At 44.8% G+C, this 25,777-nt stretch carries 17 protein-coding genes; 8 read left to right on the forward strand and 9 right to left on the reverse strand.

Annotated features, from left to right (window positions below):
* Window positions 1–58: 58 nt before the first annotated feature.
* The 3 genes from Q9R24_RS08285 to msuE form a co-directional block, all read right to left on the reverse strand.
* Window positions 59–1,468, reverse strand: a complete 1,410-nt coding sequence (locus tag Q9R24_RS08285) for a deoxyribodipyrimidine photo-lyase (protein WP_311204027.1) — start codon at window positions 1,466–1,468, stop codon at window positions 59–61.
* A gap of 147 nt (window positions 1,469–1,615) precedes the next feature.
* Window positions 1,616–2,728, reverse strand: coding sequence for a dimethylsulfone monooxygenase SfnG (gene sfnG, locus Q9R24_RS08290; RefSeq protein ID WP_311204028.1), 1,113 nt, complete (start codon window positions 2,726–2,728; stop codon window positions 1,616–1,618).
* A gap of 26 nt (window positions 2,729–2,754) precedes the next feature.
* Window positions 2,755–3,489 (reverse strand): FMN reductase, encoded by a 735-nt coding sequence (gene msuE, locus Q9R24_RS08295; protein ID WP_004281368.1) that lies wholly within the window; start codon window positions 3,487–3,489, stop codon window positions 2,755–2,757.
* A gap of 377 nt (window positions 3,490–3,866) precedes the next feature.
* Between msuE and Q9R24_RS08300 the strand changes: the two genes are divergently transcribed.
* Window positions 3,867–4,517, forward strand: coding sequence for a response regulator transcription factor (locus Q9R24_RS08300; protein WP_004281370.1), 651 nt, complete (start codon window positions 3,867–3,869; stop codon window positions 4,515–4,517).
* 90 nt (window positions 4,518–4,607) lie between these two features.
* Here the strand turns inward: Q9R24_RS08300 and Q9R24_RS08305 are convergent, their stop codons facing one another.
* Entirely contained in the window at window positions 4,608–5,369 is a 762-nt protein-coding gene (locus tag Q9R24_RS08305) for a hypothetical protein (RefSeq protein WP_311204029.1), read from the reverse strand.
* 410 nt (window positions 5,370–5,779) lie between these two features.
* Entirely contained in the window at window positions 5,780–9,271 is a 3,492-nt protein-coding gene (locus Q9R24_RS08310; protein WP_311204030.1) for a PAS domain-containing hybrid sensor histidine kinase/response regulator, read from the reverse strand.
* Window positions 9,272–9,454: 183 nt separating this feature from the next.
* Between Q9R24_RS08310 and Q9R24_RS08315 the strand changes: the two genes are divergently transcribed.
* The 4 genes from Q9R24_RS08315 (at window position 9,455) to Q9R24_RS08330 (ending at window position 14,600) form a co-directional block, all read left to right on the forward strand.
* On the forward strand, window positions 9,455–9,787 hold the full coding sequence (locus Q9R24_RS08315) for a DUF485 domain-containing protein (RefSeq protein ID WP_004281374.1): 333 nt from the start codon (window positions 9,455–9,457) through the stop codon (window positions 9,785–9,787).
* Window position 9,788: 1 nt separating this feature from the next.
* Window positions 9,789–11,495: a cation acetate symporter gene (locus Q9R24_RS08320; protein ID WP_004647269.1), complete on the forward strand. Its 1,707-nt coding sequence runs from the start codon at window positions 9,789–9,791 to the stop codon at window positions 11,493–11,495.
* A gap of 245 nt (window positions 11,496–11,740) precedes the next feature.
* Window positions 11,741–12,457 carry an ion channel gene (locus Q9R24_RS08325; RefSeq protein ID WP_005105364.1) on the forward strand — a complete coding sequence of 239 codons (717 nt, stop codon included), beginning with the start codon at window positions 11,741–11,743 and terminating at the stop codon, window positions 12,455–12,457.
* A gap of 172 nt (window positions 12,458–12,629) precedes the next feature.
* Window positions 12,630–14,600, forward strand: coding sequence for a choline BCCT transporter BetT (locus Q9R24_RS08330; RefSeq protein WP_311204031.1), 1,971 nt, complete (start codon window positions 12,630–12,632; stop codon window positions 14,598–14,600).
* Window positions 14,601–14,668: 68 nt separating this feature from the next.
* Here Q9R24_RS08330 and omp33-36 read toward each other — a convergent pair whose 3' ends face one another.
* Window positions 14,669–15,544 carry a porin Omp33-36 gene (gene omp33-36, locus Q9R24_RS08335; protein WP_224217009.1) on the reverse strand — a complete coding sequence of 292 codons (876 nt, stop codon included), beginning with the start codon at window positions 15,542–15,544 and terminating at the stop codon, window positions 14,669–14,671.
* A 1,131-nt stretch (window positions 15,545–16,675) separates the two neighbouring features.
* On the opposite strand from omp33-36, the gene Q9R24_RS08340 reads away from it, so the two are divergent.
* Complete coding sequence (locus Q9R24_RS08340; protein WP_311204032.1) at window positions 16,676–18,382, forward strand: GGDEF domain-containing protein; 1,707 nt, start codon at window positions 16,676–16,678, stop codon at window positions 18,380–18,382.
* 65 nt (window positions 18,383–18,447) lie between these two features.
* Complete coding sequence (locus Q9R24_RS08345) at window positions 18,448–20,142, forward strand: P-loop NTPase fold protein (RefSeq protein ID WP_311204033.1); 1,695 nt, start codon at window positions 18,448–18,450, stop codon at window positions 20,140–20,142.
* Between the two features lie 12 nt (window positions 20,143–20,154).
* Here the strand turns inward: Q9R24_RS08345 and uvrA are convergent, their stop codons facing one another.
* The 3 genes from uvrA to tenA all read right to left on the reverse strand — a co-directional run bounded on the left by uvrA (window position 20,155) and on the right by tenA (window position 24,430).
* Window positions 20,155–22,986, reverse strand: a complete 2,832-nt coding sequence (uvrA, locus tag Q9R24_RS08350; protein ID WP_311204034.1) for an excinuclease ABC subunit UvrA — start codon at window positions 22,984–22,986, stop codon at window positions 20,155–20,157.
* A gap of 181 nt (window positions 22,987–23,167) precedes the next feature.
* A complete protein-coding gene (locus Q9R24_RS08355; RefSeq protein WP_004729209.1) occupies window positions 23,168–23,536 on the reverse strand; it encodes a hypothetical protein in 369 nt (122 codons plus the stop codon).
* 222 nt (window positions 23,537–23,758) lie between these two features.
* Window positions 23,759–24,430: a thiaminase II gene (gene tenA / locus Q9R24_RS08360; RefSeq protein WP_180180825.1), complete on the reverse strand. Its 672-nt coding sequence runs from the start codon at window positions 24,428–24,430 to the stop codon at window positions 23,759–23,761.
* 222 nt (window positions 24,431–24,652) lie between these two features.
* Here tenA and Q9R24_RS08365 point away from each other — a divergent pair, with 222 nt between their 5' ends.
* Window positions 24,653–25,741, forward strand: coding sequence for a DUF475 domain-containing protein (locus Q9R24_RS08365; protein ID WP_311204035.1), 1,089 nt, complete (start codon window positions 24,653–24,655; stop codon window positions 25,739–25,741).
* The last annotated feature ends 36 nt before the right edge of the window (window positions 25,742–25,777 follow it).

Genomic DNA, 25,777 nt, shown 5'->3' on the forward strand with positions numbered 1-25,777 from the left:
GAAAATAAAACAGCCTCTTTATCAGAGGCTGTTTTATTCTGGATGAAAAAGTTTGGTTTTAAATTTGCTTGAAAGCTTCAATCGCTCTTACACGAGAGACTTTTAAATCCACGATCGGTTTTGGATAATCCAGTTCAAGATCCGGATTTTTGGCATAGGGTTCATGAATAGATTTAGCATCCAGATGCGCCAGTTCCGGCACCCATTGACGGATGTAATCCCCATTTGGATCAAACTTCTGTGACTGGCTGACCGGGTTAAAAATCCGGAAATAAGGTACGGCATCCATACCGGTCGAGGCACACCATTGCCAGCCGCCATTGTTCGCCGCCAGATCACCGTCAATCAGATGCTGCATGAACCAGCTTTCTCCCAGACGCCAGTCTATCAGCAGGTTTTTACACAGGAACATCGCAGTAATCATGCGCACCCTGTTATGCATCCAGCCAGTGGCTCGCATTTGCCGCATGCCGGCATCGACAATCGGAATCCCGGTTTGTCCTTGTTGCCAGGCAGCCAGATCTTCAGGTGCATTGCGCCACTGGATATTATCGGTATTTTCCTTAAAAGGCTGATGCCTGGATACACGGGGAAAATCAAACAGGGTATGCAGATAAAACTCGCGCCACAGCAGTTCATCCAGCCAGGTCTGCTGACCGATATCATCAATCTGGAAATATCCATCCTTAAACAGGGTCTGCATACATTGACGGATCGAGAGAATACCAATATTCAGATACGGTGACAGGCGGCTGGTACCATCGACTGCAGGTAGATCTCGCTCGGTTTTATAATGAGCCATTTTATCCTCGATAAAATCATCGAGCAGCTCAAAGGCAGCTTGATCTTCCACAGGCCAGAGCTGGGCAGTATGATCGACAGAATAATCAGCCGCAAATTTTACCAGATCAAAACTGGTCAACTGAGCGGGTAATTCAAGCGGATCTTGAAGCTGAATGGCAGGATAGCAGCCCGGTATATTCTGAATCAGTCGTTCATAGCACTTTTTCTTGAATGCGCTATAGATCTGATAGGGCTGATTGGACTGATTGCGGATACTGGTCAGTGGAAACAGGCTGCGATCATGATACAGCTCGACCCGGATCTGCTGCTGTTCCAGCATCTGCTGTACCTGTGCATCACGTTGCAGTTCATGCACGCCCACTTCAATATTGGCATGTAGCGTATCAATCTGCAGTTTTTGGCACAGACTTAGCATTTCGGCAGACAGGTCTTGCCATAAGGGAACATTTAAAATGATTAATGGAATATTCAGCTGCGCTAACTGCTGCTTTAAGACGTCGAGGCGGCGCAGATAAAAATCGATTTTAATCCGGGCATCCTGATGCAGCTTCCATTGTTCAGGAGAGAGCACCACCAGTGCTATACAGCTGCCTTGCTGGGTGGCATGCCAGAGCGCGGCATGATCATGAATGCGGAGGTCTTGACGAAACCAGATCAGTTGCATTGTTAAAATTCTTGGAAAGTCGTTAGTGCAGAATTTTAAGGAATTGCTGGTCTCAAACCTAGCCAGACAACAATTTTATCACATAAAAAAATCCCCCAAGCCGAGCCTTGAGGGAGGGAGTGAGTCTGCTGAGATTTATTGGAATGATTATACGGGCTCAGCTTCTTCTTGCTGCACAGGCGTTGCCTGTTGTGCTTCAAGCTCACGGACCAAAGGCAGCACCTTCTGGCCAAAATATTCGACTTCTTCAATAAAATGCAGGAAGCCTGAGAGAATCAAATCAACGCCAACTTTTTTCAGTTCGATAATCCGTTCAGCAATCTGCTGCGGTGTCCCGATCAGATTGGTGCGGAACCCGTCATTGTATTGCACCAGATCTTTAAAGGTGGATTTGGCCCAGTTGCCTTCACCTTCCTGACTTGCTGCGCCGGCTTCACGGGTGGCCTCACCAAAAGATTTTACCGCCTGCACATTGGCCTTGCTGATAATTTCCTGCAAGACGGCCTGGGCTTCTTCTTCGCTATCGCGTGCAATCACAAAGGCATTTACACCAATTTTCACCGAGTGATGATTTGCCTTGGCTTTTTCACGAATATCATCGATCTGTTTTTTCAGCTCTTCCGGGGTATTGCCATTGGTGAAGTACCAGTCAGATACGCGAGAAGCCATATCACGTGCTGCCCGGGAACTGCCGCCCTGAAAGATTTCAATATGCGGTTTTTGTAGCGGTTTTGGACTCAGGGTATAGTCTTTGAATTGATAATATTTACCTTCAAAATTAAAGTTATTCTGGCTCCAGACTCCTTTTAGGCTACGGATAAACTCTTCCGAACGGGCATAACGCTCGTCATGTTCCGGCCATTCTTCACCAATGGCATCAAACTCACCGCGGAACCAGCCACTGACCACATTGATCGCGATCCGGCCATTGCTCAGATGGTCAATCGTCGCCAGTTGTTTTGCAGCCAGTGCCGGCTTCCATGGACCCGGCAGAATCGCGGCAATGACTTTCAGGCGTTCAGTTTTGGCCAGAATGCCATGACTGAAGCTGACCGATTCATGCTGGTTTTCTGCGTTATAGCCGGCAGTAAAACGGATCTCGGTCAGAGCATAATCAAAGCCTGCCTGTTCAGCGGTTTGTGTCAGACGCACGTTATAGTCATAGCTCCAGTCGGTGCGCTGCTCGATATTACTAACCACCAGGCCACCACTGACATTCGGCACCCAATAGGCAAATACGATATTTTTATCATTCGACATATTCATCACCCTCTGCAATGCTGTGTTCAAGCCACTTGAGTCTTTGGTGCTTTCTTGCTGTGCAAGCGCGATTCTGCGGCATCCAGGCTCGGCACGGCTGCTGAAGGCAGCACTTCTTCCTGTTCGATCTGCTTGTTAATGCCCAGATTTTGACTCGCTTGAATGGTTTTTTCTTTGATGACTTCAGCACGTTGTCCCTTGGCTGGTGCCCATTCAAGAATCGGCAATGCACGCGCCACAGCCAGGGTAATCCGGTCGCGGAGCAATTCACTGTGAATAGTATATTCAGGGGTGAAATCGCGGTCGGTGGCATAGACCCCAATCGGTAAAGTCTGTGCCTGAAAGAAGCTGAATAAGGGACGCAGTTGATGTTCAAGCACCAGCGCATGACGGTCACTGCCACCAGAGGCCGCCAGTAATACCGGAACATCGACCAGCGCCGTTTGCTCGACAAAGTCAAAGAAATGCTTGAACAGGCCGGTAAATGAAGCGCGGTACACAGGAGTGCCCACAATCAGCGCATCTGCGGCTTCTACTGCTGCCAGGTCATCCTGAACGCGTTGTGGCAACTGATTGCGGTAAATTGCACCGCCCAAGAGCGAACCAATTTCGCTAAATTTAATGAAATGCACATTGATCGGTGTCGCTTCACCCAGCTCATCCAGAATGGCCTGAACCAAGGCTTCGGTTTTTGAGGGATGATTTAAACCGCCAGATACGGCAACAATATTTAAGGGTTTTTGCGCATTAAAATTAGACATATTTAGAACCTGAAAAATAGGGATAATCTCGGAATGACCCTATTAATCCCGATTCAGCGAAGGGCTGTAAAATAACGAAAAGCTGAAAAGTTATCTGATTTTGCGATATACGACAAAGGCCTGATTTTTAAGGAAGGTTTTGTGGGTAAGTGAATGATATTTATATTTATATTGAACAAAGATAAGCTTTTTCAGTGAGGAATAAGTGATATATAAAAAAGTGATGAGAATTAAACAATTATTGCAATAGTGCAAAAATGGGCAATTTTGAAGAAAAACTGCATATTATTTTAAAAATTGTAGTGTCTTGCATATCCTTAACCGGGTTGTGTGGTTAGAATAGGGACTACCGTGCCAAGATCTCTCTCACGTTGCCTATGAATATTTTAATCGTTGATGATCATCCACTATTTCGTCATGCTTTGATTCAAGCTGTACGTTATAGCCTGCCACAAGCCCAGATTCATGAAACTGCGGCAGTCAATGAATTTTATGAACGTCTAGAAAATGGCCCTGAGCCTGATCTTGTGCTGCTGGATTTAAACCTGCCGGGCGCTTCCGGCTTTTCTGCCCTGGTGCATGTCCGCGCACAGTATCCGTCTTTACCGATTATTGTTGTGTCTGCACATGAAGAAGTCAGCATCATCCAGCGTGCGATCGCGCATGGTGCGATGGGCTATATTCCTAAATCTGCTCACCCAAGCCATATCGGTGAAGCGATTCGTGAAGTGCTAGAAGGTGAAATCTGGTTACCGCCAAATCTGCCAGCCAATATGAATTTTGATCCGCGTGCTGCCGATGAAACGGCTTTGGCAGAACGGATCCAGTCTTTGACGCCGCAACAGTTCCGGGTATTGATGATGGTGGCTGAAGGTTTATTAAACAAGCAGATCGCTTATGAGCTGGATGTGTCAGAAGCGACGATTAAAGCACATGTGACTGCAATCTTCCGTAAGCTTGGCGTACAAAACCGGACGCAAGCGGTATTGGCCATTAATGCACTGAATATTGAAGACCGCAAAATGTAAGTTCTGCATAGCCGAATTGAAAAAGACCTCCTTGGAGGTCTTTTTTTATGGGCGAAATCTGCAAAATTGTAGTGCAAAGGCCTGAGTCAGCTAGGCGATATAATCCTGTTTGCGGGTGAAATCATCACAAAACAAAGGATTTAAGGCACATTGCAATTCATCAATCTGCTCTTCAGTGACATAACCTTTCGATTTCAGATATTCCGCCACGTGATCATCACGCAGACTCAGGAAAGTCGCATCATAAACACCGAGATCGACAAACAGCGCTGCAGTTTCCAGACTGTTAAAACGATCCAGATAAACTTCATTGTCATACATCAGGAAGACATGTTCGTCGCGCGTATTCGGGTCGACATGTAAACGCTGCGCCAGCTCATGTGGGCAGGTTTTGATAAATAACAGATCAGACAGCTCATCGAACTGGCTGGTGTCCAGGCAATCTTCTTCATTTTTGACCTTACCCAGCCAGGCCTTAAAGACCAGTACTGCGCCACCACGCAGCAACATGCTCCAGATCTGATGACGGGTTTTTGCCGGAAGATCCTCTGTTTCAGCTTCTAAAGACTGAATCAGCTTGTCTTCCTGTTCAGCAATCTTTTCAAAGAGGCCCAGACCTTGCGGCTTGTAGGCATAAGGTTCGAAGACATCAAAATGTAATTCATCAAAGACTTGCAGTGCCAGGGGGACTGCACTCTGATACAGCGTTTCCAGTGCCTGATACTGGGCATCATTCAGCTTGCTGTATTTAAAGATCTGTGCCCAGTCAATGCTTGGCAATAAGGCGTTGGCGCCATATTGACGGTGAAACTGCTGGGTCTGATTCAGGCCTTGGTTTTGATCTATGTTCATGTGAAGAACTCCGATATGCAGAAATAGATCAGCGACCAAAAAAATTAAGGCTACATGAGATGGAAACTGATCGTTTCTTATTCCTCTATTTTTAGAGCCAAGTACAAGGGATAAAAATACGACTAAAGTTATAGTAGTGGAAAATTACTCTTTAATTTTTATTAAAAACAATAAGATAATTAATTGTAACTAAGTGTACACATGTACATTAATACATTCGTCAGTTTTTGCCATAGTGAATTAAAAAATGAGCATTTTGGTCAATTTATTCAGCTGTATTTTCGGCATATTTGCTGCTTTTAGCACATTAGAATAAATTTTATGCAAGCTAGGTAAGTTTATGTGGCAGTTGAGTATAAAAAATGCCCATTTCAGGGTGTGAAATGGGCATTGATCAGATCGTTATCTACTTAGGAGTCGGAAATTTTCAGTCCAGATAACCATGAACGTAATGAGGCCGGTTTCAGCGGTTTTTTCAGCAGAACAATGTTTAGCTCTTTTAGACGTTGCGGCAATTCCGGATCGGAATCGGCGGTAATCAACGCGACCGGAATATCCTTCGAACGATGTTCCAGAATGAAATCCAGACCGATCTTGTCCTGATTCAGATGTTGATCCACCAGCCAGACCTGAATATTTTCCTGCTGAATCAGCATGGCTGCTTGTTCAGGTTCAGTGGCTTTAAACACCTGATAGCCCCATTTGGTCAATAAGGTCGACATGCCTTCCAGAATGGTTTCATCATTATCCAGACACAGAATCTTAAAGGCCTTGCTCTTTAAAGGTACGGCCTGAACCGGTGCTGCGACAACTTTTGGTGCTTCGATCACAGGCACTTCAATCATAAAGCAGGAACCTTTACCCAGCGCAGAAGACACATGTACCGGATAGTCCAGCATGCTGGTCATGCGTTGTACGATCGCCAAACCTAGGCCCAGACCCTGTTCACCCCAAGGCGAGGTGTGGCCGCAACGTTCAAATTCCTGAAACAGTTTGATGCGCTGTTCTTCGGCAATGCCCGGGCCAGTATCCCAGACGCCAATACGGATATGATTCGGTCTGCTGCTCGAACGTAATACACCGACCACCACTTTACCTCTGGCAGTATAACGCAACGCATTGCTGACAAAGTTCTGGATAATGCGGCGAATCCATTGTGGATCGGTATCAATCCAGAACTGTGCATCATGCACACTGAACTTGATACCACGCTGTGCAGCGATGGATTTGAACTGGAGTTCCAGATCGCTGAGCAGGTCATGCAGCGGATAAGCCTGACGTTTCGGCTGAATGGTGCCGCCTTCCAGTCGGGCAATATCCAGCAGGGCAGACAACATGCTTTCTGCACCATGCAAAGCACGATCCAGTTGTTGTAAGGTCTTGCGGTCTTCATCATTCTGCACGCTTTGTTCGAGTGCGGTACTGAACAGGCGCGCGGCATGCATTGGCTGCAACAGGTCATGACTGGCGGCTGCAATGAAGCGGCTTTTTGACATATTGGCCTTATCGGCCTGTTCACGCGCCAGTTGCTGCTCGGACAATGCATGGGCCAGCTGCTGGGTACGGTCCTGAACGCGGGCTTCAAGCACGGCTTCATTTTCACGGAAGGCAGTAATATCGGCGAAAGTGGTAACGAACCCGCCGCCTTCGATCGGATTGCCGCGCATCTGAATGACGCGGCCATCTTTACGAATCCGTTCAAATTCATGGGCACTGCCGACCTGCATCCAGTGAATCCGTTTCCGTACATGTTCTTCAACCGAGCCCGGGCCACATTCACCACGTTCAGCGTTATAACGGATCAGGTCTGCGATTGGACAACCGACATAGACAATATCGGTCGGATAATCGAACAGTTTCAGATACTGATTGTTCCATGCGACCAGACACATGTTTTCATCGACTACGCTGACCCCTTGGGTCATGTGATCAATCATGGTCATGATCAGGTTCTGATTAAAGCGTTGCCATTGCGAGGCCTGATCGAGAATATTGGCGACCTGACCCAATGCCAAACCATTATTAACCATAGCTGTGGTCAACAGGGTACGTGCCGAGGCTGCCCCGATAGTCCCCGCCAGATATTGCTCAGTGAAACGCCACCACATGCCATTGGCACTGCTGTTTTCATTCAGTTCAACACTGTTTTGGGTGCAGAACTGCTGAAAAGCGCGGGTAGTGGGCCCTTCACCGGTAATGCGTTTGGCCAGGGTAATCAGGTCACCGACTTTTAAACGGGCGACATCCTGATGCGAATAGCTGACCTCGGTAGAAGGACTCTGCGAGGGTAGTGGCTTGGTTTCATAATAGAAGAAACTTTCGGCCTGAATCTGTTCGGCAATACTCGGACGGAAAATACGGGAAATCCAGATATACAGCAGGGTATTTAAGCCCAGTGCCCAGACTACTCCATGCGTCAGCGGATCAAAAGACTCAAAACCAATCAGGGCTTCCGGTCTTAACCAGTTCCAGCCAAAAGGACCTTGATTCAGCAAGCTTTGGCTAAAGCTGCTATAGGCTTCGGGCAGGCTGCGCAAAATGGTCGGAAACAGCAGGGTATAAGCCCACAAGGCAAAACCGGTCAACAGTCCGGCATAGACACCCTGTTTACTACCGCCACGCCAGTACAGGCCACCGATCAGGGCAGGGGCGAATTGTGCCACCGCACTAAATGCCAGCAGACCAAAAACCGAGAGCTGGTCAATATCATTAAAGAAGTTGAAGAACAGGAAGCCCATCAACATCACGCCCAGAATACAGACCCTGCGGGTAAATTTCAGTACCAGCGGCAAGCGTTTGTCATGCCGGGAAATCAGCTTTAAGCGCCACAACGCCGGCATGATCAGGTCATTACTGAGCATGATTGACAGTGCCACGGAAGACACCAGCAGCATCCCGGTAGAGGCAGAGAAACCACCCAAGAAGGCTAATAAAGTGAGCCAGTCCTGATTATAGCTGAGTGGCAAAGAGAGTACCGCCACATCCGGAATGGCCAGGTATTGTGGTGCAGCATGTAGCGCCCAGCTGGCAATGGGAATAATCGCCAGGGTAGTCAGAATCAAATAGACCGCAAACCAGCGCCGCGCACCGCGGATATGTTTTTCATCGCGCAGCTCAACCACCGCTACATGGAACTGGCGCGGCAGGCAGATAATGGCCAGTGCCGCCAGCAAGGTCTGAATCCAGAAACTTTGTGGTACGCCAAACAGTTGCACATCATGAAAAGTGGTACTGATATCGCTACTGATCTGTGCCAGATTTTCTGGTGCTTCAAACATAAAGAAACAGGCAACTGCCAACAGGGCAAAAAGTTTAACAAAAGACTCAAATGCCACGGCCAGCATCAACCCGCCATGCTGTTCAGTATTGGCAATCTGCCGGGTACCAAACATCATCGCCAGTATCGCCAGAACCCCAGTCAGAAACAGCACGCCATTGGTCGTGCCGGTTACACCTGCGGAAGGTTCCAGGATGACGGCGGCACTTAAGGCAATCGCACGTAACTGCAAGGCCAGATAAGGCACAATCGCTACCACCGCCAGAATGGTTACCAGCGAGGCGAGGGGACCACTTTTACCATAGCGTGCTGCGACAAAGTCAGCGATCGAAGAAATGGCATGATGCTGTCTCACCCGTCCCAGACGGCGCCAGATGTCATAGCCGACAGCAACAAAGAGTAGCGGACCCAGATAGATCGGCAGGAAAATAATCCCTTCACGTACCGCAGCACCCGTGGCGCCGTAAAAGGTCCAGGAGGAGCAGTACACTCCTAAAGTTAAACTAAACAATAGCATACGCCCACGGGTACTCAGCCGGCTGGCATGTTTTTCCCCGTAGAAAGCGCAGATAAAGAGTAATGCGATATAGAGGGCGAGTACCCCTATGATGAGCCAACTGTTCATATAGCCTGATGTGTACTGAGCATGCCGCTATGATAACGCATCGTGAACGCTACAGTTTAAATTGATCATTTTTTAACGACCAAAGTCTAAATTACAAGCACCTACGATTATTGTTAACTTGCAACAGTGATAATTCGAATTAAAAAATAGGCAGCCCAAGGTTGGGCTACAGGAGTAGTAATTATGGATGAGGTACAAGTAGATCGTATTCTACAAAATCCAAAATTCAAGGAAATGGTCCGCAAGAAAAGTATGCTCAGCTGGACGTTGACCGGCATTATGCTATTTGTCTATGTGGGTTTCATGTTGCTGGTTGGTTACAACAAAGAATTTCTATTGTCTTCAATTTCAGGTGGTGTGACTACGTGGGGTATTCCACTCGGTCTGGGTATCATTGTCCTGTCGTTTATCTTGTGTGGTGTGTATTCCTACATTGCCAATAACAAACTTGATCAATTGACTGAAGAAGCAATCCGTGAAGTCGAAGCGATTGCTCATGAAAAAGGACACCACTAAGATGAAATGGAATTCTCTTATTGCTCTTGCTGCAACTGCAATGGCCTCAGGTATGGCTTTCGCTGGTCCTGATCTGGGTGCAGCAGAACAGCAGGCGACCAACTGGCACGCGATTATCATGTTTGTGATTTTCGTCGGTGCAACACTGTTCATTACCAAATGGGCAGCGAAACAAACCACCAGCACCACAGATTTCTATACGGCCGGTGGCGGTATTTCTGGTTTCCAGAATGGCCTGGCGATTGCCGGTGACTATATGTCAGCAGCATCATTCCTGGGTATTTCCGCGATGGTGTTCCTGTCAGGCTTTGATGGCTTGCTGTATTCACTGGGCTTTATGGTCGGTTGGCCGATCGTATTGTTCCTGGTGGCAGAACGTCTGCGTAACTTGGGTAAATACAACCTGTCAGACGTAGTGTCTTTCCGTCTACAGGAAAAACCGGTACGTACCTTGGCTGCTTTAAGTTCACTGGTTGTGGTCGCGTTCTATCTGATTGCACAGATGGTGGGTGCAGGTCAGCTGATCAAACTTCTATTCGGTCTGAACTATAACATTGCAGTCGTGATCGTTGGCTTGTTGATGATGGCCTACGTGATGTTCGGCGGTATGTTGGCAACCACTTGGGTACAGATCATCAAGGCGGTGATGTTGCTGTCTGGTGCAACCTTTATGGCATTCATGGTTATGAAAGGTGTGGGCTTCAGCTTTACCAACATGTTTGAACAGGCGATTGGTGTCTACTCAAAAGTACATGACTTGAGCCTGACAGATGCGACCAAAATCATGGGTCCGGGTAGTCTGGCATCTAATCCGATTGATGCGATTTCTTTAGGTCTGGCATTGATGTTTGGTACCGCAGGTCTGCCACATATCCTAATGCGTTTCTTCACGGTAAAAGATGCCAAAGAAGCGCGTAAATCAGTCGTAGTTGCTACAGGTTTTATTGGTTATTTCTACCTATTAACCTTCATCATTGGTTTTGGTGCGATTCTATATGTATCGAACAACCCGCAATTCCTTGATGTTGCGAAAATGGCTGTGACTGGCAAGCTGGAGCTGGTGGGTGGTAATAACATGGCGGCGGTGCACCTGTCTGATGCAGTGGGCGGCGACCTGTTCATGGGCTTCATTTCTGCAGTTGCATTTGCCACGATTCTTGCGGTCGTTGCTGGTTTGACCCTGTCAGGTGCTTCAGCAATTTCGCATGACTTGTATGCCAACGTGTTGAAGAAAGGCCAAACCACGCCTGAATCTGAACTACGTATGTCTAAAATTGCGACTTTAGGTCTTGCGATCTTCGCGATGATTCTCGGGATTCTGTTCGAGAAACAAAACGTAGCCTTCATGGTCGGTCTGGCATTCTCTGTTGCGGCATGTGCCAACTTCCCGGTACTGGTATTGTCTATGTTCTGGAAAGGCTTGACGACACGTGGTGCAGTGATTGGTGGTGTTGCAGGTCTGGTAACCGCAGTAACCTTGATTGTGCTGTCTAAAGCAGTATGGGTCGATACTTTGGGTATTTCTGATACGCCAGTGAACCCGTTCAATGGTCCTGCAATCTTCGCGATGCCATTGTCATTCTTGTGCTGCTGGTTGTTCTCTGTGACGGATAATTCGGCACAGGCTCAGGCAGAACGCAAAGCCTTTGATGCCCAGTTTGTACGTTCACAAACCGGTATTGGTATCTCAGGCGCATCGGATCACTAAGATCTGCGCTACGCTAAAAAAGCCCCGTCAGGGGCTTTTTTTATGGAGATATCATCAAGTTTTTTCTTTAGGATAAATGCCGTATTGCATTGAGCTGGCTGGATTTGTGCAGTGTTATTTCAGTAATTTTCATACAAAGCGTATATCTGCAAGTGGCTTTGAGCATGCTATGTTAAAAGCTGTTAACAATAACAATGTATTCCCTACATGAAGATAGTAACAAGAATAGCAACAAGAAGGGCATTATGAAGCAATCTCTGCAGCAGTTCTGGAACAGCTTTACCCATTTGCCTTCGGCATGGCTGTTGTGCCTGCAATTGCTGATCTTGCTCTTGTCGGTATTGAGTTATGGAAGCATGTCTTATCGGGCGGGAACCTGGGTACTGGGTGTTCTGGTTTTGCTGGTGATTGCCAGAGTCATTCGCCAGACTCCGATGTTTACCATTTTAGGACTCAGCTTTGTCGCCGGCGCAATTCTCTTTTCCTCCCTGATTGTGCTGGGACTGCGTTATACCTGGATCCATGTCACCGCCCACCTGTTTGAAGCTGGTGCTTATTTTAGTGCAGCCTATGGCCTACTGCGTTATATGTTTCATGACCGTTATCTGACCAAGGATGAACTCTTTGCCGCTGGCGCAGTATTTACCTTGCTGGCCTGGGGCTTTGCCTTCCTCTACAGTATCTGTCAGCTGCTGGTGCCGTACAGCTTTTCAGACCCCGATCTGCAAGCCTATCAACCCTGGCTGGATCTGATTTTTCTTAGTTTCAGTGTGCAATCTGCAACAGGACTGTCTGATATCATGCCGGTCAGTCCGGTCGCACGGATGCTAGCCATTATCCAGATGTTTGTCGGGGTGATGTATCTGGCGCTGATTGTATCCCGCTTAATTGCCTTGCAATATATCGCACGTCTACCGCATAAAAAGAACGTGAAAAATAGAGAAAACCCGCCTGGGCAATGAGACTCATCCTTTTATTGTATTTGTTACAGTAACTTAACGGCTTTATTTTGTGTCACATCCTAAAATAGCAGGAGATCTAGCTCCCATAGACTGAATCTGTCTGATCATTTTGACCTTACCAATAATTATTTGACGCTGTTTGTCGATCCAATTTTTAAAAAATGGAGGATGTATGCCTTCCACAAAACCATCCTGTTTTGCCAATATCAATCCAAATGTTTTTATCAGTACTGTCGCCATTATTGCGATATTTTTAGCGTTGGTCGTATTTGCACCCGATGCTTTTTCAGTTTTTACCCAGCAACTGAACCAGTGGATTACCACGTCCTTTAGCTGGTTCTATGTATTGTCGGTGGCGATATTTATCATCCTTCTGGCTTATATTGCCCTGTCGGATATGGGCAAAATCAAACTGGGGCCCGAGCATAGTCAACCGAAATATAGCAGTGCCTCCTGGTTTGCGATGTTATTCACCGCAGGCATGGGGATTGGCCTGATGTTCTTTGGTGTGGCCGAACCGGTGATGCATTATGTTACGCCACCTGCCGGTGAACCGGAAACTGTACTGGCTGCACAACAATCTATGCGGGTCACCTTTTTCCACTGGGGCTTACATGCCTGGGCCATTTATACGCTGGTTGGCCTATCGCTAGCTTATTTTGCTTACCGGCATCAATTGCCTTTAAAAATTCGTTCGGCCTTATATCCGCTGATTGGTCAAAAGATCTATGGTCCGATTGGAGATGGCGTAGATACCTTTGCCACTATTGGTACGGTATTTGGTGTGGCCACCACACTGGGTTTTGGGGTCACACAGATCAATTCAGGCTTGAATTACCTGTTTGGTGTTGAACAGGCACCTAGCACTCAGGTGATTCTGATCATTGTCGTGAGTACCATGGCAGCGACTTCCGTATTTTTTGGATTAGATAAAGGAATTAAACGTTTATCTGAACTAAATTTGGTGCTTGCACTGCTGTTGCTGATCTTTGTCTTTGTGGCAGGTCCGAGTATTTATCTGTTACAGACGACTATTCAGAATGCCGGCCAGTATGTCTCTAATCTGTTTAGCATGACCTTTAATCTGTATGCCTATCAGCCAAGTGGCTGGATTGGCGGCTGGACCATCATGTACTGGGCCTGGTGGATTTCCTGGTCGCCATTTGTCGGGATGTTCATTGCCCGGGTCTCGGAAGGGCGCAGTATTCGTGAATTTATCGTGGGTGTATTGCTGATTCCGACCGGATTTACCCTGATCTGGATGGGTTTTATGGGCAATGCCGCGCTGTATAGCATTATGCATGAAGCCAATACCAGCTTGCTAGAAGCAGTTCAGCGTGATTCATCTGTGGCTCTATTCGAATTTTTAGCTAATCTGCCTTTTAGCTCAGTAACCAGTATCATTGCGACTTTACTAGTGATGCTGTTCTTTGTGACTTCTGCCGATTCAGGGGCATTGGTGACTGATTATCTGACAGCAAAAAGTGAAAATTCACCGACCTGGCAGCGTCTATTCTGGACCGTGCTCATGGCTTTGTTAGCCATCATCCTCTTGCTGGCGGGTGGCTTAGAAGCCTTGCAATCGGCCACGATCATGAGCGCCTTGCCATTTACCTTCATTATGCTGCTGATGTGCTGGGGATTAATCAAAGCCTTACATCTGGATGTTACCAAAATGCATGCGCTGCAAGCCGCACGGATTACCCCGCGTGCGATCCAGAATCCGCGCAGCTGGCAACAGCGATTAGGCCTGATTATGCATTATCCGCACACTCAGGAAGAGGTGCAGCAGTATATTCACAATACAGTGAATAAGGCATTTCTCAGCTTTCAAAGTGAATTGAAACGGCGCCGATTACAAGTGGTGATTAGCCCGCTAGAAGACGGTATACAGCTCCGTGTTGATCATCAGGATGAAATTAATTTTATCTATCAGGTCAATGCCACCCAGACTTTAAGTCCAAGCTTTATGGCTGAACTGGAGAATGCGAGCGTAGATTCCTATCAGGCAGAAGTCTTTTTAAGAGAAGGTGGGCAGGGTTATGATGTGATGGAGTGGACGCAAGAAGATCTATTGCAGGATATCATTGATCAATATGAACGTCATTTGCACTTCTTAAGTCTGGTACGTACACCTGAGTAAACGAAGTCATAAAACAATAAAAAAGGACGCAATATGCGTCCTTTTTTGATTCAGAATCTAATCAGAAATTAGAAACGGAATTTGGCATTTACACCAATCGTTTGTGTATCCAGTGCTTGGCCTTCAGCATTTGCATTTACATAAGATGCGCCAACTGCAACAGCAGGAGTGATGAAGTAGTTTACGTTCGCGCCCCAAGCTTTGTCTGGAGAACCAGCAAAGCTAGATTCCATATAAGATGCGCCAACGCTTAACTGTGGGTTAAGGAAAAGAGTTGTACCTAAGTTGTAGGCAGTATCTTCACCATAAACCAGGCCACTTTCAAAACCAATTGACATGTTAGTACCGTCAATCGCGCCTACATATTTAGTGCGGGCAGTGATTGCGTCTTGGTCTTCATTGATTGTGCCAGATTCAAGAGCAGCTTTAGCAACACCGTTGTTAAACATGTTGAAAGCATCATAAGAAGTTTGGTCAGCAACGCTGGTATAACCCACAGCAACCAAGAAGTTAGGGATTAGTAATGCACCTAGTTCTAATGCATAACGGTCACCATTGCCGTCTACGTCGCCCGCTTTGTTATCCGCGATGGTATGGCTATAAGAAGCGCTTGCATAAGCAGGAACAACGTTAGTCGGGATATACGCTTCACCTTTTACACCGAAAGTATGGTGCACAGTGCGGTCACCAAATTCTTGTCCGTCTTCGCCGTATGTATAAGCAGCAGAAACATTAGATGCTTGGTTTAAAAAAGCAGCTTCAGCTAAAGGACCTTTAGAAGCATCAACATTGTTGAAGTAGTAAGTACCTTGAACTGCACCAGTGAAGTCTTGTTCATTTGCAGTGTTGTCGATGAACTCTGATTGACCTTGAACTTCAAATTGATATGCTTGAGCACCGGTCATGGCTAATAATAAAGCAGTGGCTAAACCGAGTTTTTTCATGATATTTACCGTTTTGTTACAAGATGTGTACAACTTTTGAACATATTGTATTGTAACAATTTATTAAGTCAATCCAATTCGAAATCGCTATTTTTTTAAGCTAAATCATTGTATTAATTTTGTGTAAAATTCAAGTATTAGGCTCCGAACCTATTTTATATAAAAACTCTTGTATAACAAAAATCTAGACTTTAAATATAGAATCGGGACTAAAGATTAAGGAGAAATTATGTTATTATTTCAATCAATTAATACGATTAATTATAATATATATATCTATTAAAACAATTAATAATAGGTGAGCTAATTCATAAATTTGTCAAGAAGTGCAAGGTGTCTGGCGCCTCATGTCTTGATTGGATTGCTTGATTTTAAAGCATCATCAGCTTGGGTCTTAGAGTAGATGTCTGTTTTTTGAGCTAAATGGGCATGTTTTATAATCTTGACTTAAGCAATCGGCTTTACATTTTCAGGGGAATTTTACATAATATGAAAATCAAGTTAGAGTTCACATTTTCATAGTGATTTAGCCTGATTCTCCACAATTTTTTGTTTTATCGCCCAGCTTTCCCCAAGGTTGGGCTTTTTTTTGTCCCGTATTTTTTAATTCAGATCATTCTGTTTCTGAAAAAACCTTCAACTCAAAACAAGATGAGAAAAATAAATATTAGAATAATTTTAAGCACCAAAATAGTGCATATTGAAAAGTAAAAATAGAGGTCTAAAATTCAATAGCTAAAAAAAACCCCGATTTTCATAGAAAATCGGGCTTTTTTCGCCAAAATTTGCGGGTAAACTAAAATATCTGCTGAGGAATAATTTAACTCGCCCTAATGCGGTGCATTATGCACCTATTTGTTGCAGGTGTAAATAGTGCAGAAAGCAAGTTTTTATATTTTTTAGCTGCTTAAATTCCCTTGCTTTTGTAAGACTTTATAGGGAATTGTGGTTATGAAACCCTGCATTAAAGTTTCAAATGAACTAACTTAAGTATCTGAAAATAATAGATGATAAAAATTCATTAAAAACATAAGTGAAGTAAGACTAAAGGCTTTAAGACCATCCTGTTTTATTTGTATAATAATCAATCTATTTAGCTTTGCTTGTCATATTGGGGCGTAATACAACAGCATGAATACCTTACGCTCTGAGTGGATCAGTAAACGTTTGTACTGGTCGATGTCGATTATTATTTTATGTTTACTTTGCATCTGCATTCCCTTAATTGTGAGTAGCAGTCAAAGTTATTTAAAATCCAGACAAACTTATCAACAATTGAATGCCTTACAGCAGGTCGCTGATCTGGCAAATAAAATTTCGCGTGAGCGTGCGCCTGCCAATAAAGCCATGTCTAGTTCAGTACAGGAATTTGCCCAGCATCAGCAAGAGTTAATCAGCTATCGAAAGCAGGTGGATCGGCAGCTCTCCCAGACGGCTGATGTCTTGAGGGAGGTCGGGTTTAACAACCTGAATCAGCAACTTTCACAGCTTGAAAGTAGTTTGAAAAAGGGGCGTGCACAGGTTGATGCCTATACCCGGATGCCGCGTCAGCAACGCAGTGCGCAAGAACTTGATCAGGCAATTCTGGCCATGTTTGCTGCCTGGGAAAGTTGCCGTGAACTTTTGCGTGACGTGGCAGTGGCTTCAGATAGCTCATCGACCCCTCTGAATAACTATATTAGCCAGATTCTATTTTTATCTGATTTACGTGATCAGGCCGGTCGTGTGGCCTCGTCTATCATGGCGCATGTGACTTTTGAAGCTCCGCTTCCCACTGAAAATATTACCCGCTCTTTACAGACCCAACATCAGGTGCGTTATTTGTGGGCCTTGATTGATACCATTCAGCCTGTTCAAGATAAAACAGAGGAGTTCATTCGTTTACATCGACGGGTAGAAACCGAGTTTATTCAGCAAGGCTTACCGATTGTGAGTGAACTGATCAGTGACAGTCTGGAGCAACGTGACTACCGTTTGAGCGGAACAGAGCTGACTGAAGCGATGGTAGATAAATTTGCGACTGTGGTAGACCTGCAAACTTACCTACTGCAATACAGCAGAGATGCCGCTATTCAGGAAATGAACAGCAATATGCAGCGTTTGATCTGGAGTGTACTGGTATCGCTGATTTCATTACTGACCGCGATTTCAACCATGATTTTTGCACGTAAACAGGTATTCCTGCCGCTGATTCAGGCACGCCGCATGTTGTTGAGTTTGTCTAAAAACTCGGGTCGTCAGAAAATTGATATGCGGCTGCGTGAAGTGAATCATTCTGATTCCTTATTCGCTGCCATTCAGAAATTGCAACAGATGTTGCAAGAACGTGATGCGCTGGAATTCCGTTTAAAGAATATTGCTCATTCCGATTCCTTGACCGGATTATCGAACCGTTTCGCGCTGGAAGAATATATCCGTTTTATGGAAAATCAGCCGGGTCAATTGAGTCAAACCTGTTTGATGATTATTGATATTGATCATTTTAAACAGGTGAATGATCAATATGGGCATATTATTGGCGATCAGGTGATTCGGCTGGTGGCCGAGCGTTTACAGGCTAATGTCCGTGCTACAGATTTGCTGGTGCGTTATGGGGGCGATGAATTTCTGGTGCTGATTGAAAATATCCAGATGCAGCAGGCATTGATTGTGGCCGATAACATTCGGGCTGAAGTGGCTGAGCGTCATATTGTGACTGCAGCAGGAGACGAGATTCAGATTTCGGTCAGTATTGGGGTTGCCATTGGTGCCGTGTCTTGGATGGCTTTATTGTCAAATGCAGATGATGCTTTGTTTGCAGCAAAGGCCAAAGGACGTAATGCGGTGGCAGAGGTTTAAATTCTTAGCCCAGTACTTTTTAATTTAAATTTAAGCAAATTTATTACTCTTAGATGCTAATAAAGATGAAACCAGAAGAAAGATTAGAGCAAATATTTAGAGAAAGTGATAATAAAGGTATGGCTATCGCTATTACTGGATCTTGGGGAGTAGGTAAAACTTTCTTTTGGAATAAGTTTAGAAAGAATAATCCAAATAAAAAGAAATATGTGTATGTTTCTTTATTTGGGTTGGAGTCATTAAGTGACTTAAAAACTCATATTTATAGTCATATTGAAAATAATAGCTCTGCCATTGAAATTCCTCGATGGATAAGAGGGCTACCCTCTATTCTAAAAGAGACCAAAATTTCTCAATTTGGTATTAGCTCCTCAGCAAAGATATTTGATAGTTTAATGTTTAATCAAGTTAAAGATGCCATTATCTGCTTTGATGATTTTGAACGTATGTCGAATAAACTTGATATTAAAGATGTAATGGGTTTAGCGAACCAATTGAAATTAGAACGTAACTGCCAAGTAATTTTAATTTTAGATGAGTCAAAAACTGAGAGTGAAAATAAGAAAAAATATGCTGCGTACAAAGAAAAGTTAATTGATGAAGAAGTTAAAATTAATTCTGTAGAACCTTTAATTCGTGCAAATACAAAAGATATAGATAAACCATTAGGTGATTTAATGGTCAAATTTGCAAATGAATTAGAGATTCATAATTTTCGATTTTTCCAAAAAGTTATTAAATTGTTTGGAAAATTCACAGAGCAACTACCAAAAGAGGTTGCATATTCAACAAAAGAAATTATTTTGGTTCGAGTATTACAAGGTTATTTTATTGAAGATTTTGGTAAAAAAAATGATTTAACATGGGAAGATTTTTCTACAGACAATGCTGTTGATTTGATGAAGATTAATGAAGATAGTAAACAAAATAATGACAAGTTGGTAATATTGAAAAAATTACAAAATTTACCTTATTTGTTTATATTTGATCATGATCGATGGCTAGTAGAATTCAGGAAATGGTTTGATCAAAAAGGAGCGCCAGACTTTCAAGAATTGAATGCATTAGCTAATTCAGATTTAATTTCTGAGAAAAATAATTTAATTAGAAAAGATCTTGGTAGATTAATGGATCAATGGCGTAATTTACAAGTTGATCCAAGCTATTGCGAAGAATTATATAAAAAATCAAAAGAGTCTTTAAGGTTTAATGATCTAGAAAGTTTAGATTTTCATTGTTTCTTATTAAAAAAATTTGGGCGGAATGACCTTTCTAAAAAATTGAAAAGAAAAATTCTGAATTGGCTTATTCAAGCATTGCCAAAACATTATGAGCAGATTTGGGATGATGTTACAACATGGGGTTATAAAAAAGAGAATTTACTTCATTGGTATGTGAAACGTTGGAAACGGCAAAACCCATCGGTAGGCTTGCCCTCATTATTTGACATATTAAAAATTTATATTTTAGATAGAGGCGTAAAAAACAAAGCTAAATTAGTATTAAGGTCTGCTTCCCTACAAGATTGGGAGAATTTTATTTTTAGTGAGTCAACATATGATTTAGAGTTAAAATCATTAACGAAAGGCGAGTTAATGACAATTATATTGAAGCAAAATATAGATTCGACTTTAACTCCATTGATAAAGCAAAATATTGAATCAATTTTAATGAAAAAGCTTAGTTTGAGCACTGATCAAGTGAATAAGAAAAATATTGAATATGTAATAGAAAACTTTAAAAAAGAAGGGCTCTTATGAGCCCTTTCTAAATCACTTCAACAACGGCTTCAAGAATTTACCCGTATGTGACGCTTTCACTTTCACGACCTGTTCAGGCGTACCTTCCGCGACAATCATACCGCCACCTGAACCACCTTCAGGGCCTAAATCCACCACCCAGTCGGCAGTTTTAATCACGTCCAGATTATGCTCAATCACCACGATGGTATTACCCTTGTCACGGAGCTGATGCAGGATATCTAGCAGTTTGGCAATATCATGGAAATGCAGGCCCGTGGTCGGTTCATCCAGAATATACAGGGTTTGACCGGTATCACGTTTGGCCAGCTCACGCGCCAGTTTCACCCGCTGCGCTTCACCACCAGAAAGAGTGGTAGCAGACTGACCCAGACGGATATAACCCAGACCCACCTGATGTAATGTTTCCAGACGACGGTGAATCACCGGAATCGCATCAAAGAAATGCATGGCATCTTCAACGGTCATCTGCAAGACATCGGAAATATTCTTGCCCTTATAGTTCACTTCCAGCGTTTCACGGTTATAGCGTTTGCCATGACAGGCATCACATGGCACATACATATCCGGCAGGAAATGCATCGCCACCTTGATCATGCCGTCACCTTCACAGGCTTCACAGCGGCCACCTTTCACGTTAAATGAGAAACGACCGGCGGCATAACCGCGTGCCTTGGCTTCCTGAGTTTGGGAAAACAGTTCACGAATCGGGGTAAATAGACCGGTATAAGTTGCCGGATTTGAACGTGGGGTTCGTCCAATCGGACTCTGGTCAATATCCACAACTTTATCGAGGAACTGCAAACCATCAATCGATTCAAACTTTTCCGAAGTTAAAGTGGTGGCACCATTGAGCTGGGTCGCCGCCAAAGGTAACAAGGTACGGTTAATCAAGGTCGATTTACCCGAACCGGACACTCCGGTAACACAGGTCATAATACCTAAAGGAATGGTCAGATCGACTTTTTTCAGGTTATGCCCGGATGCCCCCATCAGCTTGATCTGTTCTTCAGGCTTAGGTGGTTGAATCCGTTTTTTCGGCACTTCGATTTTTAATTTGCCGGATAAATATTTTCCGGTCAGCGAGTCAGGATTGGCCAGAATTTCATCATAAGTCCCTTCGGCAATCACATGCCCGCCATGTACACCCGCACCCGGACCAATATCAATAATATGGTCAGCGGCACGAATCGCATCTTCATCATGCTCGACTACCAAGACGGTATTGCCCAGATCACGCAGACGGATCAGGGTCTGTAACAGACGGTCGTTATCACGCTGATGCAAACCAATTGACGGCTCATCCAGCACATACATCACGCCCATCAGACCGGCACCGATTTGTGAAGCCAGACGAATTCGCTGTGCTTCACCGCCCGAAAGGGTTTCGGCAGAACGGGACAGACTCAGATAATTCAGGCCAACCGATACCAGAAAATGTAGACGTTCACGGATTTCCTTGAAAATCTTGTCGGCGATTTCACCGCGTGCACCTTCCAGATGAATGCCCTGATAATAACTTTCAGCATCGCCGATCGACATACGGGTAATATCGGCAATGGTTTTGTCCAGAATTTTCACATTACGCGAAATTTCATTCAGACGTGAACCATCACAGGCATCACAGGCGGCATTGGACAGATATTGCGCCAGATCGTCACGGACATAATTACTTTCAGTTTCACGATAACGGCGTTCCAGATGCGGCAAAATTCCTTCAAAAGGAATCACCCGATTATGGCGACGGCCACGTTCATCGATATAGCTCAGATCAATTTTTTCTTTGCCGGTGCCGTACAGAAATTTCTTCTTGGTGTCGGCATCCAGTTCATTCCACGGCGTTTCTAGCGAAAAACCAAAATGCTCGGCAACTTTCTGGATCATGCTGTAATAGTAAGGACGCTGACGGTCCCAGCCACGAATCGCGCCTTGGCTAACGCTGACTTCAGGATTGGGAATCAGCTTGTCGGCACTAAAATGGCTGCGGGTTCCCAAACCATCACAGACCGGACAGGCGCCAAAAGGGTTGTTGAACGAAAATAAACGCGGTTCCAGTTCAGCCACCGCGCGGTCACATTGCGGGCAGGAGTGCTTGGCTGAAAACACGCGATCGTTATGCTCGCCCTTCATCCAGGATAAAATCGCGATATCACCACCAAGACGCAGCGCGGTTTCAAAACTTTCTGCAATACGGTTACCCAGATCATCACGAATCTTAAAGCGGTCGACCACCACTTCAATGGTATGTTTTTTCTTTTTATCCAGCTCAGGTGGCGGATCAATTTCCATAATCTCGCCATCGACGCGGGCGCGGACAAAACCCTGACTTTGCAGCTGTTCAAACAGTGCCGTGTATTCGCCCTTACGTTCACGCACCACTGGTGCTAACAGTAAAAGAGCAGTGCCTTCTTCCAGTACCTTAACAGCATCGACCATTTCAGTGACCGTCTGTGCCACCATCGGCAAGTCATGTTCAGGGCAGAATGGTGTACCGACACGTGCATAGAGCAGACGTAAATAGTCGTAAATTTCAGTAATAGTGCCCACAGTAGAACGAGGGTTATGACTGGTAGATTTCTGTTCGATCGCAATCGCTGGACTTAGGCCCTCAATCGAATCCACTTCCGGTTTTTCCATCTGGGAGAGGAACTGACGGGCATAGGCAGACAGCGATTCCACATAACGGCGCTGACCTTCGGCATATAAGGTATCAAAGGCAAGCGAGGACTTACCTGAACCAGACAGTCCCGTAATCACCACAAACTTGTCGCGTGGTATATCAAGGTTCACATTTTTCAGGTTATGGGTACGTGCGCCTCGAATACGGATGTGGCTTTGGCTCATGCAAGGATCCTAGAATATTCATCAAAAACCCTTATATGATACCGGATGAAAAATGTTCAAGTGCAAATAAAAGTATTTTAAACGTCAAGTTATGTCGGTGATTGGTCAATTCATCACAACATTAACAAACGCAGTAGTCGATTGCCTAAATATTCACAATGATCATGTACAAGGCCAATACCTAATAAGCCATTGCATAATGGCGTTCAAAGATAGACTCGATCTCTTCAAAGCAGCGTTCACGTGACACATCATGATGCAGACGTGCATAAAAATTGACTTCATTTTCCAGAATGTGCAGGAAGTCCTCATAGTCTTTTTGGAAAAAATCCAGGTCGAGCAAATCGTTACGTCGCGCCTGATGACAGCGATACTTTTCAATAAATTTCAGCAGATGTTTCTGGATATGCGTGTTGGTATGGTAAATCAGATAAGTCGCTGCCGAGCTACAATCTGGACAGCCTTGTTCCAAATAGATTTCTTCATTATTGAGCCAGCAACATTGCAGGGTAAAAAATGCCCGAATCGCTTCGGTGCCTAAAGTGTGCATATCATCTGCCTCTTTCCGGGATTGATTTTATTAATTGATAATTATTCTCAATTATTGTTCGGCAATTTGGGGCTTATAGCTAGGTCTAGCGTACCGGCCAGTTCTATCCTTGTTTTTTTCAGACTAAGCCGTTTTTATGATCGGTTTATGACAGTAGAAATTTTTTGATCAGCTATAACCAAAAAGCCCTGTCTTAAACAGGGCTTTTTTTATTCGTCCGTCTTATTCATCCAGACCAGGCCACTGGCGTTGCTCAAAGGCACTGTCCCAGAACAACCATTCCAGACGGGCCGCATGCGTATAAGCTGCATGCATTTTTTCTAGTGTATCGGCATCAACACGCGCCGCAACACGGTCAACGGTCGCAATCACATTCCGCACCGCAGTGTGGAATTCCTCTCCTGAATAGGTATCCACCCAGGCTTGATATGGATTATTCGGCGCAGAGTTGTCGACAATATCTTTACCAACTTCGGCATAAATCCAGAAACAAGGCAGCAACGAGGCCAGCACCACCGGGTAGCTTTCTGACCAGGCGGTCGAAGTCAGATAAGAAGTATAGTGATGACATGCCAGCGTCAACGGTGTCTGCTCAAATTGCTCTTTGCTAATGCCAAAATCTTGCATAAAGCCATCATGCAGGCTACGTTCCACCACAATCGCAATTTTGGCTGCCTCGGCAAACTGGATTACATCGTCCGCTTCAAAAGCTTTGGCGGCACACACGGCCAGTGCACGGCCATAGGCCAGTAAATAATGCGCATCCTGAATCACATAATGACTAAAGGCTTCACGGCTTAAAGTACCTTGTGCCAGTTGCTGATTAAAGGGCAGGGCCAGGGTCTTCTGATAAAGTGTGAGATTACGTTGCCATACCTCTTGTGAAAAACTCATGCTGAAAATCCTTCGCAGTTCAAGTTAAACCATGCGGCACTATAGCAAAGATCGGGCTGTTTAAAAGATCGGCAAATTTTAAAAACAGAAAATAAGATAAAACGGCTCAGGAAGTGCTTTGGTTTATGCGCTAAAAGTTTCATAATTAGCTTAACTTTTCCTATTCGTATTGCTGCTCTTTCGCAGCCATACATTTATTTAATTTATCCAAGGTCGTTGTGTATGTTGAAACATTTTGGTTTCTCGATTGCATTTTCGATCGTGTGTCTTGGTTTGTCTGCGTATTGGGGTTATACCCATGGTCCTGACGCAGGCCTGCAAACCATGCTCACAGCGCTAACCATCACCGCTATTTTAGCGATTATGGAAGTGTCGTTGTCCTTTGATAACGCGGTTGTTAATGCCTCAGTCCTACGGGGTTGGGATCATTTTTGGAAAATGCTGTTCCTGACAGTCGGTATTCTGATTGCAGTTTTCGGGATGCGTTTGATCTTCCCAGTGGTCATTGTTGCAGTGACTGCAGACCTGGGCTTTATGGAAGTGGTACGTCTGGCCCTGAATGATCCGAAAGAATATTCAGCACGTTTAATGGCACATCATCCTGAGATTGCTGCTTTTGGTGGTGCTTTCCTGTTGATGGTATTCCTGAACTTCTTCCTGGATGAAGAAAAGGATACCCACTGGTTCAGACGAGTAGAACGCCGTTTATCCAACCTGGCCAGTGTTCCGGCGATGTCGGTCTTTATTGCACTGGTGGCCTTGTTAATCATGGCAGCCAATGTCGATGAAGCCAAGCGTCTGGTCGTGACCATGGCCGGAATCTGGGGTATTGTGATTTATATCGGGGTGCAGGTGCTGAGTCATATGCTCGGTGGTGAACCTGAAGTGGATGAAAATGGCAATGCAGTTCGTCATGATGAAAATGGCGTACCGACGGGTGTAGTGAAAGCCGGTATTGGTGGTTTCCTCTATCTAGAAGTCCTGGATGCCTCTTTCAGTTTTGATGGCGTGATCGGTGCCTTTGCGATTACCTCAGACGTGGTCATCATCATGCTGGGTCTGGCAATTGGTGCGATCTTTGTCCGTTCAATGACGATTTATCTGGTTGAGCAGGGCACATTGGATGCCTATATCTACCTGGAACATGGTGCGCATTATGCCATCGGTGCACTGGCTTTCATTATGATTGCCAGCGGAACCGGTCTGCATGTACCAGAAGTGGTGACCGGTCTGATCGGTGTGGCTTTTATTGTCTGGGCAGTATTCGCCTCGATTCAGTACAAGAAACGTCAGGCAGCTTTAGACAAATAAAGCACTGTCCCTGAATGAAAGCGTAGCTCCGGCTGC

The organism is Acinetobacter sp. RRD8 (assembly GCF_031844225.1).
GTDB lineage: Bacteria > Pseudomonadota > Gammaproteobacteria > Pseudomonadales > Moraxellaceae > Acinetobacter.

What these genes read in the sequence shown, in the direction of transcription:
- Q9R24_RS08285 (WP_311204027.1), bottom strand. Translation starts at nt 1,468, where the DNA reads ATGCAACTGATCTGGTTTCGTCAAGACCTCCGCATTCATGATCATGCC.
- sfnG (WP_311204028.1), bottom strand. Translation starts at nt 2,728, where the DNA reads ATGTCGAATGATAAAAATATCGTATTTGCCTATTGGGTGCCGAATGTC.
- msuE (WP_004281368.1), bottom strand. Translation starts at nt 3,489, where the DNA reads ATGTCTAATTTTAATGCGCAAAAACCCTTAAATATTGTTGCCGTATCT.
- Q9R24_RS08300 (WP_004281370.1), top strand. Translation starts at nt 3,867, where the DNA reads ATGAATATTTTAATCGTTGATGATCATCCACTATTTCGTCATGCTTTG.
- Q9R24_RS08305 (WP_311204029.1), bottom strand. Translation starts at nt 5,369, where the DNA reads ATGAACATAGATCAAAACCAAGGCCTGAATCAGACCCAGCAGTTTCAC.
- Q9R24_RS08310 (WP_311204030.1), bottom strand. Translation starts at nt 9,271, where the DNA reads ATGAACAGTTGGCTCATCATAGGGGTACTCGCCCTCTATATCGCATTA.
- Q9R24_RS08315 (WP_004281374.1), top strand. Translation starts at nt 9,455, where the DNA reads ATGGATGAGGTACAAGTAGATCGTATTCTACAAAATCCAAAATTCAAG.
- Q9R24_RS08320 (WP_004647269.1), top strand. Translation starts at nt 9,789, where the DNA reads ATGAAATGGAATTCTCTTATTGCTCTTGCTGCAACTGCAATGGCCTCA.
- Q9R24_RS08325 (WP_005105364.1), top strand. Translation starts at nt 11,741, where the DNA reads ATGAAGCAATCTCTGCAGCAGTTCTGGAACAGCTTTACCCATTTGCCT.
- Q9R24_RS08330 (WP_311204031.1), top strand. Translation starts at nt 12,630, where the DNA reads ATGCCTTCCACAAAACCATCCTGTTTTGCCAATATCAATCCAAATGTT.
- omp33-36 (WP_224217009.1), bottom strand. Translation starts at nt 15,544, where the DNA reads ATGAAAAAACTCGGTTTAGCCACTGCTTTATTATTAGCCATGACCGGT.
- Q9R24_RS08340 (WP_311204032.1), top strand. Translation starts at nt 16,676, where the DNA reads ATGAATACCTTACGCTCTGAGTGGATCAGTAAACGTTTGTACTGGTCG.
- Q9R24_RS08345 (WP_311204033.1), top strand. Translation starts at nt 18,448, where the DNA reads ATGAAACCAGAAGAAAGATTAGAGCAAATATTTAGAGAAAGTGATAAT.
- uvrA (WP_311204034.1), bottom strand. Translation starts at nt 22,986, where the DNA reads ATGAGCCAAAGCCACATCCGTATTCGAGGCGCACGTACCCATAACCTG.
- Q9R24_RS08355 (WP_004729209.1), bottom strand. Translation starts at nt 23,536, where the DNA reads ATGCACACTTTAGGCACCGAAGCGATTCGGGCATTTTTTACCCTGCAA.
- tenA (WP_180180825.1), bottom strand. Translation starts at nt 24,430, where the DNA reads ATGAGTTTTTCACAAGAGGTATGGCAACGTAATCTCACACTTTATCAG.
- Q9R24_RS08365 (WP_311204035.1), top strand. Translation starts at nt 24,653, where the DNA reads ATGTTGAAACATTTTGGTTTCTCGATTGCATTTTCGATCGTGTGTCTT.